A 14,017-nucleotide genomic window follows, 5' to 3' on the forward strand; every position below is an offset into this window, starting at 1 on the left:
TCTACGCTACTTGTAACATCTTTGTCTCTAACAATTTCTGAATAATCCGCATCCCCTCTTCGTACTCTTCAGAACGAAACTCTTGACCATTCAAAGTTTTGATCTTACTCTGTAGTTCAAGGAAAAAACTCCTTGCATTGTCTGAGCAGTCAAAATCAAACTTCGCGTCAAAGATACGCGTCATTAACGAAAACAGCTCGATTTGCCTATCAAAAGGACAATAACAATCTACTGTGTCAAAAGCATTTTGTTGAAGATAACAAAAATCATATAGCTCTGACTTTAAATAAGTAATCATATCGCTCATGGAAATGCCTTCTTCACCAACCACTTCCATGCGTTTTCCTATTTCTGTCCCTTCACGAAGAAAATAATTAGCCTTCTTAACAGAATCTCCCCATCCTTTAACTTTATCCTCTAGTATATCGGCCACTTGATCGAGATATTTGGACCAAGAAATCATAGGATCGATAGAAGGATAGCGACGAGCATCAGCTCGTGATTTCGACAACCCACAAAAAGCCCCAACAACAGACAGGGTAGATTGTGTGACAGGTTCTTCAAAATTACCTCCAGCTGGGGATACAGCCCCACATATTGTTAATGAGCCTTCAGAACCGTCCTTCATACGCAAAGCACCACCTCTTTCATAAAATGCTGCTATTCTAGAAGACAAATAAGCTGGAAACGCCTCTTCTCCAGGAATTTCCTCTAGTCTTCCAGAAATCTCACGTAACGCCTGTGCCCATCTAGAGGTAGAGTCAGCAAGCAAAAGAACATGAAGCCCCATTTGCCTGTAGTACTCAGCTATCGTTATCCCTAAATAAACAGAAGACTCTCTAGCAGCAACAGGCATAGAAGAAGTATTACAAATAATACACGTTCTATTCATTAGAGACTCTCCTGTATGAGGATCACTCAAATGTGGAAACTCTTGAAGTACCTCTACAACTTCACCAGCACGCTCACCGCATGCACAAAGAATGACAATATCTACAGAAGCATACTTAGAAAGGTGATGTTGAAGAACTGTTTTTCCAGCACCAAACGGACCAGGAGTACAGAAGGTTCCCCCCTTCAGGACTGGAATCTGAGTATCTAACACGCGTAAACCGACGTCCATAATTTCATGAGAAGGAATCTTCTCCCCTTCAATAAAGGCCTGTTTAATGGGCCATTTTTGAATCATTGTGAAACTATATTCCTTGCCATCCTCGTCTCTGGCCTTAGCAATGACAGTGTCAGCTGTATACACACCGGATGAGATCACCCAAGTAATAGTCACCTCTTTAAAGCAAGAAAAAGGAACCATAATCTTATGATCAAAGCGACCTTCTTTAACGGAACCTATTACATCTCCTCGGACCAATACATCACCTACATTAGCCCTTTTAGTATATTCCCATTCTTTTTGATCACAAATAGCATTAACGTATTTGCCACGGGTCAAGAACAGACTATTTTCTGCCAATATCTCCAAACGATTTTGCAAGCCGTCAAAAATACCTTGAAGTAACCCAGGGCCTAATTCTGCCTCTAGTAAATGACCAGAAAAAGTTACCAAAGCGCCACGTCGAATACCCTGTGTCTCTTCAAAGACTTGCATTTTAACTTCTTGACCTAAGACTTCAATAACCTCAGACTTCAACCAAGTATCATCGACATTGACATAAGCAACCTCCCCCTGACGTACATGACCATCGAAACACACACGTAATAAGTTACCATAGGCTTCTACAACATATCCTTGAGTGGTTTGTCCCGAAGTTGTTACCATGCGATTGCCTTTTCCATAGAATTAATTTTTTGTTTTCCTGCCTCTAAATTTACCATGCTATTGCGTATAGCAAACAGATAAGTAGCTACTCTACCTAGAACAGCATTAGCATCAAAATACCAATTACGGTACATCTCTTCCATTTTGTGAAATTCATACAATGAAAGAGTTCGATGTAATGTGTGAGGAAGATGACCATAATCTTCCAATACGCTACTTAAATCTGAAAAGCCATCCGGAAGCTCGTAATTAGGAGCATCTTTCTGCATCAAAACCTGTAAGACTACAGGATCAGAACTATCCTCATCCCTCAACACGTAAGAAACATCTAGCTGCATTACACGAGACCTAAATCCTGCTAAAACGACTCTAAGATTCTTCTTAAATGTGAAATACTCTCTAAGAAATTCTAAGGAACTATTTTGATAATGAGATAAAAAACAACTCATTAAAGCAGAAAAATGCTCTAGTCGTTCCTTAGAACTCTTATGCTCTAAAAGAAAATCCTTAAAAAAATCTTCAAACTCACACTCATCAGACCATTGTTGCAAATAAACCATACCCGCCACACGATCCTGAGTTACCGTACCAAAAGAGTAAGGGATTGGCTTATCTGCCCAAAAGAAAGCAAAGTTCTCCAAATCAAAAAAACGCTTTAAAATGACATAGTGAGCGAAATCTCTTTTTGAAAGATTCAAAAGGAGCAGAGAATCGAGAGCCTCAAAAGAATATAGAGGAGGAGCCTCAGGAAGTTGATTAGGAAAAAACGATGATAAAAAATAGTACTGAGTCATTCCAAGCACTTTAAATTTAATCGAGGACTTCGTTTAAACAAAGAATCTAGGAAGCCTGGAATATCATTTCACGGAAGTCCCTCTGAAGATAGCGCATAAGGAGATCCAAAAGAGCATCCGAGCTAAGATCCAGTATCCAATTCTTATCCTCTACTCTCAATTGGACACCACCAACAAATTTGCCAACAGTAACGCCTTTATCTTTAAGCTTAGCAATAACTGACTTTCCTAGAAGCTCATTAACTTTTCTTGCAGGAACATACTTACCTACAAAAGCAGACATATTACCGAGGACACCCTGTTCTTCAATAGAATGCACCAAGGAAGTGATCAACTTAGAGGCAACATCAGGTTCAGTAGAAACTTGCTCTAACCACTCTGCTAATGCCTCTCTGAAAATTTTTTGTTCCACGGCTTGCTTCAAACTTTCTAAAGCTCGTCTGCCAGCCTGAGCAAGCGCTGATTCTCCTTGTTTAACCCTAGCTTCCGCAGTCTCTTGTGCAGCTTCTATAATCTTGTCTGCGCGATGCTGAGCATCCTGCAAGATTCTTTTAGCCTGCTCATGAGCATTACGTACGATGATATCAGCTTCTTCTTCTGCAGGTTTCAGAGTTTCCAAACGCAAAGCATCACAGATTTGTTTAAGTTTACCATCCGAATTCAGATCCGCCATACCATCTCTGCCTTAGAAAACAAGGATTGTTTTAAAAAAGTTTTCGATTATGATTCAATCAACCTGAAAGGTTATAACATTAGAACATTTAAATAAAATCAAATAAAGATTTCGATGAAACTCTTACTTCTGCTCTCATGCTTATTCAACCTCCTAATACTTCCCCTCCATGCCTCCCTATCCGCCCAAAAAGAAGCAAAACAGTTTGCAAAGATAAATAAAATTTCATCAAATGCTACAGCAAAACGCTCTCGCAAAAAGTTCCATTCAAATAATCTTAATTCTCGGAAATCCGTACCAAATAAGAGAAAAAAAGAAAAAACATGCGCACAACAACGGCGCGCAAAAGTCTCCTGGGAAACATATAACACTGAAGAATATAGCTTTAATATCCCTAATGATTGGCAATGTATCGATGATAAAACACAACTTCCTGAAAAACTAGACTCGGTATTTATTGGTCGAGGCAATGGAGGACTCACTCCAACGATTAACATTGCAAAAGAAATTACTAAGAAAAAGACAAGAGAATATCTAGAAGAAATTCTCAACTACCATAGAGCAGACGAATCTACTCTAGAATCCGACATATTTACACAATTACACGCAAACTCAGTAGAGTTTACTATCATAAAAACTGAAAAAAATTCGTCTTGGGGAAAAGTTTTTTGCTTACAAGCAATCAGCATTATCAATCATACAGCTTACGTTTTCACTGCAACTACGACTATTGAAGATTACTCCGACGTCTCTCTAGTCTTCTTAAAGACAGTATCATCATTCCAACTGTCAAAAAATCAGCAACCATCTGGAGATCAAATCCTAGAGGAAGCACTGCAGATGCTCGAAAAAGAGAAAAAACGCTAACACCAACGATTACACCAATACTTTATCTTCTTGGTGTAAGATCACGTTCTTTAAAGCATCGAAAATAAAACGTATAGATATCTTTTTACCGTTCAAAGATAGGTTTAGAGTTACAGGAAACCTAGAAAACAGCAGCTGAAACGGAATCTCTGTTGTCTGATTTTGTGAGGAAACCGCAATAGAGGCGTGACCTAATATGGAAGATGATTCATGAATTCTCGCACATAATGCAACAAACTGGCGTATTGAGTTACGCATGGAAGCATCAAAAATGTAGCTGCAAGAGCAACAATTACAAATTAATGCTCCCTCAAGGTTAAAAAGAGAAAAAGAAACCTCCCCTTTGATGCAGTTAGGACAGGAAAAAACAAGTAATGTATTACGATTCATTATTATCTTCTTTTATTTTCTTCCGATATACTATCGAGCATATGAAGCCAGATTTATACAAAGAACAAAGAGGTTCCTGATGAGAGCCTACTACACAGCCCTCCAATCCCTAATCCGTTACCCCTTCAGGACCTGCTAAAAAACAAGACGAGAACAAATCAGGACAAAGGATCAAGATTACGCTTAACACACAAATTTTTCTATCCTAAATTTTGTTATAGGAAAAAATAAAAGGACTATACGCAAACAAGCTCTAAGCCAAAAAAATCTTTAACTGTGTAGGCACAAACGACCTCATCCACAGTAAACGACTATCATTATCAATTAAGCATCTTGTGTAGCTATTTGCTTAATAAGCTCAGTAACTGCAGCTTCAAGAATTTGAGTGTCTGCTGAGAACAAGCGGATACCTTCTGCTAATTTTTCGGTAGCCATAGCATCTTCATTCATTAAGAATCTAAAGCTACTCTCAGAAAGTTGAATAGGTTGAATATCCAGATTCTTAGCATCTTCTACAGAAAGCTGTCTTTTTACCTCTCCCTGGGTGTTTTTTAACTCATCTAGCAATTTAGGCGAAATTGTCAAAAAATCACATCCTGCCAAAGCACAGACCTGCTCCTTAGTTCTAAAAGAAGCCGCCATAATTTGCGTTGGGATACCGAACTTTTTGTAATAAGCGTAAATATTTTTTACGGATATTACTCCAGGATCGGAATCAATAGAATAGCCATTAGAACCATAAGCAGCTATCCACCAATCATAAATTCTACCAACAAAAGGCGATATTAGCGTTGCCTTTGACGCAGCAGCAGCAACAGCTTGTACTAAATTAAAAACAAGCGTTACATTACAAGCAATTCCACGGCTTTCCAATAATTCTACAGCACGAATACCTTCCCAGGTTGCTGGGACTTTGACTAAAAGACGCTTCTTATCTCCACCCATAGCTTCAAACAATTGTGATAAGAAGACACCTCGTTGAACCATGGCTTCAACATTGAACGACAACCTTGCATCAATTTCTAACGAAACACGACCGGGAATCTGTTTTAAAATTTCTAATCCAAAATTTACTTGAATTTTATCTAAAACAAAAGCGAGGGTCTGAACGTCATCACCATTCTGGCGAATCCCCCAACCAATAGCCTCGCTTAATAAATCTTGGTATTTAGGCTCCTGGGCAACTCGGAGAATAAGTGACGGATTTGTAGTTGCATCTTGAGAATCCGAGGCCTTAACCAGCTCTGGATCTCCTGTATCACAAACAATAACACTCGATAGTTTCAATTGATCAAACTGGCTAGACATAAGCACCTTGTTATCACTATTCGTCTTTCAGTGAGGCTAGCAAAAAAAAAGATTACCATCAAGGAGGTTATCACCAAAGACAACCCCCATTTTACTCGTTATGACTTTAACAAGCGCATTCGGTTTCACTAATAAAGTCAAATTTGAGGTCCTCTTGCTCTCTTTCTAAGTACTGTTTAATACGCTTATGCGTATCAAAACCAGTGCCTCCGGGTATCATATGTCCCATAATAACATTTTCTTTAAATCCTAGTAGATAGTCGGTCTTACTGCTACATGCTGCATCGGTAAGCACGCGAGTCGTATCTTGGAAGGATGCCGCTGAAATAAAGGATTCTGTACCTAAAGAAGCTTTAGTGATACCAAGAAGCACAGGAACAGCTTGAGCCGGTTTACCTCCATCTTCTTCAGTACGTCTATTCTCTTCATAGAACTCTTTTTTATTTACATCTTCACCAAACAAGAAAGTTGTGTCACCCGGATCAGTAATGCGTACCTTCTGCAACATTTGACGAACAATGATCTCAATATGTTTATCATTGATATCTACGCCTTGCAGACGATATACCTCTTGAACCTCATTCACCAAGTATTTCTGCAATTCACGAACACCGCAAATTTCTAAAATCTCATGGGGAACTACCAAACCATCAGTCAACTGCTGACCTTTGACAACACTGTCTCCACGTTGGACAATTAAATGTTTAGTCAAAGGAATTAAGTGTTCTTCTTCCATGCCTGTTATTTCATCACGCACAACAAGAATACGCTTATTTTTTTGAATACCTTTGAAATCAACAACACCGTCAATTTTCGCAATATCAGCAGCATCCTCAGGCTTACGAGCTTCCACTAACTCAGCAACACGAGGCAAACCACCAGTAATATCCTTGGTTTTAATAGCTCCTCTTGGCAGTCTTGCTAATAACATTCCTGGATCAACCCTTTGTCCTTCTTCAACAGAGATAATCGCCCCAGAAGGAATAGCATAAGTACCGACGAGCTCAGTTAACTCTGAATCGTCATAGATCGCAATCTGAGGATGTAACTCTCCACGATGCTGCTTCACAATCAGCTCAACAAGACCTGTATTCTTATTGATCACCTTCTCAGTAGAGACTCCCTCAACTAAATCTTCATACTTCACATAACCAGGTTTATCACAGATAATAGGAATGTTATGTAACTCAACTTCTGCAATTCTTTGACCAGTCTGAACCTTTTCACCGTCAGCGACTAGAATCTTCACGCCTAATTCAACAGGGAAAGTTTCCAAACTTTCAATCGACTTAGTATTTAAAAGTTTCTTATATTCTTCTAAGCTTCTACCCTCGTCGCGGACTATGTGAAGAGCACCTTTTTTATTCAAAACAAGGTTATTACCATCCTGCCCGACAACGACACGTAGATCCATATAAACTAAGACTCCATCACTACTTGTGACGATCTCAGGTGTAGAAGATGTTGCAGCAATACCTCCCAAGTGGAAAGTTCTCATTGTCAGCTGAGTTCCAGGTTCTCCAATTGACTGTGCTGCAATAATGCCTACAGCCTCTCCCAATCCAATCAACCGACCATTAGCTAGGTTCAAACCATAGCACTTTGCGCAAACACCACGTCTGCTTTCACAAGTCAAAGTAGAACGGATTTTGATACTTTCGATACCGGCATCATCAATAGCTTCTGCTTGAATTGAGGTTAAAACATCCCCGTTTTTGGCCAAAAGCTTGCTCTTATCGCCAGGTTGATAAATATCTTCCGCAACAGTTCTTCCATAGATACGATCTTTTAACGGAAGTAACTCTTCAGATCCCTGACGAACTGCAGAAATCTCAATATGATTGAGAGTGCCACAATCTTTCTCCGTTACAATAACATCTTGGGCAACATCAACAAGTCGTCTTGTTAAATAACCAGAATCAGCAGTTTTCAATGCGGTATCCGCTAAACCCTTTCTAGCTCCGTGAGAAGAAATTGAATATTCAAGAACTGTTAGCCCTTCACGGAAGTTAGAAGTGATTGGAGATTCAATAATTGCTCCGTTCGGCTTCGCCATTAGACCACGCAATGCACCAAGCTGTTTTAACTGAGACTTGTTACCTCGAGCACCGGAATCAATCATCAAGAACAGCGGATTATGCTTACTATTAGTTTGCTTGCTGATTTCTACGTAAAGAGCATCTGACAATTGATCAGAAACTTCCGTCCAGATACTAATTGTCTTAGAGTGTCTCTCTCCATCTGTGATAATACCATCCTCGTACTGTTGTCTCACGACAGCAACTTTATCATAGGCATCCTTCAAAATTTCACTCTTAATCTCTGGAATACGCACATCTCGCAATCCCATAGAAATAGCAGCCTTAGTTGCTTGAATGAAGCCTAGATCTTTCAGATCGTCTAAGAAACGGACCGTTGCTTCCAATCCTACTTTCTTGTAGCACTGCAAAATCAGCTCGCTTATCCTTTTACTTGGCATACTGTAGTTTTGGAATCCTAATTCCTTAGGTACGATTCTGTTGAATAAAACACGCCCCGGAGTTGTTTCAATAATCTGTCCATCAATACGCACTTTAATCTTTTCGTGTATATGAATACCGCGACCGGTCTCATCACGACGATTATCAAGTTGCTCATCTATAAAACCACCGGCATTTAGTGCTCGCATGACTTCAGTAACGTCTTTGAAAACTTTCGTCTTCTTGCCGTGTTCTTCTGGCAGATACGTAGGATCGGCCATTAGATAATAAAGTCCCAAAGTCATATCCTTAGATGGTATAGCAACGGGTTTACCTGAAGACGGCAAGAAAATATTATCGGGAGCCATCATCAAGACCTTAGCTTCTAACTGTGCTTCTATGGATAGCGGAACGTGTACTGCCATTTGGTCTCCATCGAAGTCAGCGTTAAACGCGGCACAAACTAAAGGATGAACCCGAATTGCTTTACCTTCGATAAGGACCGGCTCAAAAGCCTGAATACCCAAGCGATGTAAAGTAGGAGCCCGGTTGAGTAAGACAGGATGCCCTTTAATAATTTCTTCTAAAACATCCCAAACCTCTGGCGCCCCACGTTGGATCATCTTCTTAGCAGAACGAATAGTGTAGACACTACCCTGATCTTTTAGTCGTTTGATGATAAAGGGCTCAAATAACTCCAACGCCATTTCTTTGGGCAATCCACACTGATTGAACTTAAGCTCAGGTCCCACAATAATTACAGAACGACCAGAATAGTCAACACGTTTACCCAATAAATTCTGACGAAAACGTCCGTTCTTACCTTTCAACATTTCGGAAAGAGATTTTAAAGGACGATTACCTGCACCCATAACAGGATGGCCGTGACGACCGTTATCAAATAAAGCATCCACAGCTTCCTGTAACATACGCTTCTCATTGCGCACGATTACCTCAGGTGTCTTCAATCTGAGAATTGCTTTAAGACGATTATTTCTGTTAATTACTCGACGATACAGGTCATTTAAATCCGAAGTAGCAAATCTACCACCGTCTAATGGCACGAGAGGACGAAGATCAGGAGGAACGACAGGAACATTTTTTAGCACCATCCACTCAGGATGATTCGAAGAAGAAACAAATCCCTCGATGATTTTTAAGCGTTTCGCTAATTTCATACGAGCTTGCTGTGACTTTGTCTTACGTAAACGATCCTTTAGTTCTTTTAACAAAGTTTGTAAGTCTTCAGATTTGAGCAGATCGTAAATAGCTTCGCCACCCATTTTGGCAACAAAAGCATCCTTACCCCATTTTTCAATAACTTCACGATACTGAGCATCATTCAGCAATTGTTTTTTATTTAAATCTGTTTTCCCTGGGTCAATAACAACATACTCTTCATAATAAATAACACGCTCCAAATCTGAAGCAGTCATGCCTAAGACGTTGCCGATACGAGAAGGTGTTGTCTTAGAAAACCAGATGTGAACGATAGGCACAGCCAATTCAATATGCGCCATTCGTTCTCTGCGGACTTTAGATAGAGTTACCTCGACCCCACATCGATCACAAACAATACCTTTATGCTTGATTTTCTTATACTTACCGCAACAACACTCCCAATCCTTAGTTGGACCAAAAATCTTCTCGCAAAATAAACCACCCTTTTCAGGCTTAAAGGTACGATAGTTTATTGTTTCTGGTTTCTTAATCTCCCCACAAGACCACTTGTCTCGAATAGTAACATCTGAGGCAATTCCAATTTCTAACTTATCAAATAGCCCCTCTTTTGGAAGAGTAGCATTGTCTCGAGAACCTTCTCCAAACATTAGTATTTTTCTCCAACAAGTGATTTTTTAAGCATCTACTACCATAGGCCGAACATCAAGTCCCAACCCTTGCATTTCTTTAATCAGAACATTAAATGATTCAGGAGTTCCCGATTTAAGCAGATTTTCTCCCTTAACAATAGATTCATAAATCTTTGTTCTTCCGGAAACGTCATCGGATTTAACTGTGAGAATCTCCTGCAGCATATGAGCCACACCGTAAGCCTCTAAAGCCCAAACTTCCATTTCTCCAAATCTCTGTCCACCCATTTGAGCTTTACCTCCAAGAGGCTGTTGGGTCACAAGCGAATATGGCCCAATAGAGCGAGCGTGAATCTTATCAGCAATCAAGTGGCTCAATTTCAACATATAGATGTAGCCAATTACTACTTTGTTATCGAATCTCTCTCCAGTCTTACCATCATACAAGAACGATTTGCCATCTGCTGGCAATCCTTGTTCGATCATCATATCCCAAATACGAGACTCAGGGAAACCCTCGAATACTGGCGTCTTTACGTAAATACCCGCAGTCTTTGCAGCATAACCCAAGTGAGTTTCTAGTACCTGACCCAAATTCATCCTGGATGGCACCCCAAGAGGGTTAAGAATCATTTGTACTGTCTCGCCATTCGCTAGATATGGCATATCAGCTTCAGGAACAATCTTAGATACTACTCCTTTATTCCCATGACGCCCTGCCATTTTATCTCCAACCTGTAACTTCCTCTTAGAAGCTACATAAACCTTCACTTGACGTATTACACCGTGATCTAAATCAGCATCACCTTCACGAATATGTTCTACTTCAGTCCTATAGTTGACTTCTAAACGTTGTAAAGCAGTCTCATAATCTGACAAGAGAGTTTTTAAGACGTCATACATCTCGCAAGGAGGCATGAGCAAATCAACTAAAGACTCTTGTTCAAGGAGCTCTATAGTCTCTTGCTCAAATACTGTTCCTTCCTGGACTAAGATATCAGCAGTACGCCTATGAATAATTGAAGCAGGAGCCTTTTCATTAAGAAGAAGCGCACCCAACTTTTCGCGATATTCAATTTTAAGCTCAGCAACTTGATTTTTATAATCTTTCTGTAAATCTTTCAAATGGACAGCTTCTTCGACAAGCTCATCATCACTCTTAGATAATCTATCCTTTCTACTAAATACCTTGACATCCATCACGACGCCTTCAGTCCCCGGAGGCACTGTTAAAGAAGCATCTTTGACATCAGCAGCTTTCTCACCAAAAATAGCTCGTAATAGACGCTCTTCTGGGGCCAGCTCAGTTTCTGATTTTGGTGTAATTTTACCGACTAGGATATCTCCAGGTTTAACTTCCGCACCGATGCGAATAATTCCGTCCTCACCCAAATTAGCTAAGACTTCTTCCGAAACGTTAGGAATATCTCGGGTAATCTCTTCTTTTCCTAACTTAGTATCACGAGCAGTTAGTTCAAACTCTTCTATATAGATAGAGGTATAAGCATCTTGCTTGATAAGCTTTTCAGAAATGATAATAGCATCTTCAAAGTTATATCCATACCAAGGCATGAAAGCAACAAGCACGTTCTTGCCTAATGCAAGCTCTCCACGGTCTGTCGCAGGCCCATCAGCAATAACATCTCCCTTTACGACATTATCTCCTACAGAACATAAAGGACGTTGGTTAATACATGTACCAGAATTGGATCTTAAAAACTTTTTCAATTGGTATGTACGTTTAATAGTCGGGTTGTGTTTCGCAGAGATAACCACCTTATAACCGTCTACGTACTCTACTTTGCCATCTTCTTCTGCCACAATAATGGCGCCTGAATCCTTAGCGGCACGACCTTCTAATCCGGTACCCACAACAGGAGCCTCCGTTTTCAGCAAAGGAACAGCCTGACGTTGCATGTTTGATCCCATTAAAGCACGGTTTGCATCATCATGCTCTAAAAATGGAATTAATCCAGTTACAATTGACACTAACTGTTTAGGAGACACGTCCATATGCGTAACAGTGGAGGTATCTGCCTCAAAAGCCTCTCCCTTATACCGAGCCCAACAAACCGGATCAGTAAACATATTATACTCATCTAGATTTGCTGAAGCCTGAGCAATAACACACTCTTCTTCAACATCAGCAGTCATGTACTCAATTTCATCTGTGACTACACCGTCTTTAACAACACGATAAGGTGTCTCAATAAACCCAAACTCATTAATTTTGGCAAAGGCAGATAAAGACGTAATCAAGCCAATATTCGGTCCTTCTGGTGTTTCAATTGGACATATACGTCCGTAATGACTTGCATGAACGTCTCGCACTTCAAAACCAGCACGCTCTCTATTCAATCCTCCGGGCCCCAAAGCGGATAAACGCCTTTTATGAGTTAACTCAGCAACCGGATTCGTCTGATCCATAAACTGAGAGAGCTGAGAGCGCCCAAAGAAATCTTTGAGAACACTAGCTAATCCTTTGGCTGAAATAATTTTTCCAGGAGTAAGAGTATCCGAAGAAAAATCGAAGAGGTTCATTCTTTCGCGAACAATCTTCTCCATACGAGCCAAACCGGATCGACACTGATTTTGGATTAGTTCACCGACTGAACGAACACGACGATTGGCTAAGTGATCAATATCATCTACAGAAGCCTTCTCATCACCCATCTTCAAACGAATTAAGTACTTCAACGCTCCAATCACATCTTCTTTTCTCAAAGTGACTTGAGACAGGGTCGCCTCATCCATAGAGAACCCTAACTTACGATTCAATTTATAACGTCCTACACGTCCTAAGTTATAGCGTTTAGGATCGAAGAACAGACGCATGATCGTCGAACGAGCGTTAGCCAACGTTGCAGGCTCTCCAGGACGCAATCTTCTATAGAAATCTTTTAAAGCTGCCTCGTAAGAATCTGTAGGATCCTTAGCCAACATTTTGATGATAGGGTGATTTTCATCTGCGTCAGTAGCAATCTTTAAGACGGGGATACCTGCATCGAGCATGCGTTTTAACATAGCTGTGCTGAGTTTTTCTCCAGCTTTTCCATAAACCAGAGAAGAGGAGTCGTCAATAACATTATCAGCCAATATTTTACCAACAAAGAAGGTAAAATCTTTCTCGCTCTTCAGCGATCTTTCTTCGATTTGGAAGAACTCTTCTATAATGTCTGCATCAGAAGAATAACCAAGAGCTCTGATAAAGGTCATCGCCAAAATTTTTCTGCGACGTTTCTTTCTATCAATATGAATATAAATTAAGTCATTAATATCAAAGACAGCTTCTAACCAGCTTCCCCTGTAAGGAATAATTCTAAACGAAAATAGAATATTGCCTTTGGAGTGCTTTTCTTGTTCAAAATTAATCCCAGGAGAACGGTGGACTTGAGAAACAATAACCCTCTCAGCACCATTAATAATGAAGGTACCCTTGTCTGTCATGATAGGAATAGTGCCCATATAGACTTCTTCCTCCTTAATTCCCGTCTCGTCTGTTAAACGAAACCGAACCTTAAGCGTAACACTATAGGTAATACCACGACGAATACACTCTTCCGGAGAGTACTTAGGTACGCCCAAATTATAAGACAAATACTCTAAGACAGTAGCTTCATTATAAGACTTTATGGGGAAAATCTCTCTAAAAACTTCCTCTAAGCCGATATTATCACGCTCTTCTGCAAGCTTTCCGATCTGGAGGAACTGCTTATATGACTTAATTTGAACTTCAATAAGATTAGGAAGATCTAAAATATCTTCTTTTTTTTTGACGCTGACCCGCTCAGGGCATTTGAACATGCGAGCTTCTCCTAGACTATTTAGATGCTAAAAAACTTCCCTAAAACAAGCCTACGTATGCCTGTAAAAGGGAGCATTATGATTTCACAAGTAAAAACATGAAAAGAAAAACCTAAACGATTTTTCTTTTCCCA

Annotated in this window: 8 protein-coding genes; 1 reads left to right on the plus strand and 7 read right to left on the minus strand. The window is 40.0% G+C overall.

The window, feature by feature from the left end; genetic code table 11:
- Nucleotide 1: 1 nt before the first annotated feature.
- From H359_RS03565 to H359_RS03575, 3 genes are read right to left on the minus strand one after another with little or no spacing between them, the layout of a single operon-like run.
- Nucleotides 2-1,777: a V-type ATP synthase subunit A gene (locus H359_RS03565; protein ID WP_020370389.1), complete on the minus strand. Its 1,776-nt coding sequence runs from the start codon at nt 1,775-1,777 to the stop codon at nt 2-4.
- On the minus strand, nt 1,771-2,571 hold the full coding sequence (locus H359_RS03570) for a DUF2764 family protein (RefSeq protein WP_020370390.1): 801 nt from the start codon (nt 2,569-2,571) through the stop codon (nt 1,771-1,773). Before H359_RS03570 ends, H359_RS03565 begins: the two co-directional genes overlap by 7 nt.
- Nucleotides 2,572-2,617: 46 nt before the next feature.
- Nucleotides 2,618-3,244, minus strand: coding sequence for a V-type ATP synthase subunit E (locus tag H359_RS03575; RefSeq protein WP_020370391.1), 627 nt, complete (start codon nt 3,242-3,244; stop codon nt 2,618-2,620).
- Nucleotides 3,245-3,358: 114 nt separating this feature from the next.
- Here H359_RS03575 and H359_RS03580 point away from each other — a divergent pair, with 114 nt between their 5' ends.
- Nucleotides 3,359-4,111 carry a hypothetical protein gene (locus tag H359_RS03580; RefSeq protein ID WP_020370392.1) on the plus strand — a complete coding sequence of 251 codons (753 nt, stop codon included), beginning with the start codon at nt 3,359-3,361 and terminating at the stop codon, nt 4,109-4,111.
- A gap of 9 nt (nt 4,112-4,120) precedes the next feature.
- Here H359_RS03580 and H359_RS03585 read toward each other — a convergent pair whose 3' ends face one another.
- The 4 genes from H359_RS03585 to rpoB all read right to left on the minus strand — a co-directional run bounded on the left by H359_RS03585 (nt 4,121) and on the right by rpoB (nt 13,883).
- Nucleotides 4,121-4,501 carry a hypothetical protein gene (locus H359_RS03585; RefSeq protein WP_021119610.1) on the minus strand — a complete coding sequence of 127 codons (381 nt, stop codon included), beginning with the start codon at nt 4,499-4,501 and terminating at the stop codon, nt 4,121-4,123.
- A 324-nt stretch (nt 4,502-4,825) separates the two neighbouring features.
- Nucleotides 4,826-5,809 (minus strand): transaldolase, encoded by a 984-nt coding sequence (gene tal, locus H359_RS03590; protein WP_020370393.1) that lies wholly within the window; start codon nt 5,807-5,809, stop codon nt 4,826-4,828.
- A gap of 106 nt (nt 5,810-5,915) precedes the next feature.
- Nucleotides 5,916-10,097, minus strand: a complete 4,182-nt coding sequence (gene rpoC / locus H359_RS03595; protein WP_020370394.1) for a DNA-directed RNA polymerase subunit beta' — start codon at nt 10,095-10,097, stop codon at nt 5,916-5,918.
- Between the two features lie 27 nt (nt 10,098-10,124).
- Nucleotides 10,125-13,883, minus strand: a complete 3,759-nt coding sequence (rpoB, locus tag H359_RS03600) for a DNA-directed RNA polymerase subunit beta (RefSeq protein ID WP_020370395.1) — start codon at nt 13,881-13,883, stop codon at nt 10,125-10,127.
- Nucleotides 13,884-14,017: the final 134 nt, after the last annotated feature.

It is taken from the genome of Chlamydia ibidis 10-1398/6 (genome assembly GCF_000454725.1).
Taxonomy (GTDB): Bacteria; Chlamydiota; Chlamydiia; order Chlamydiales; family Chlamydiaceae; genus Chlamydia; species Chlamydia ibidis.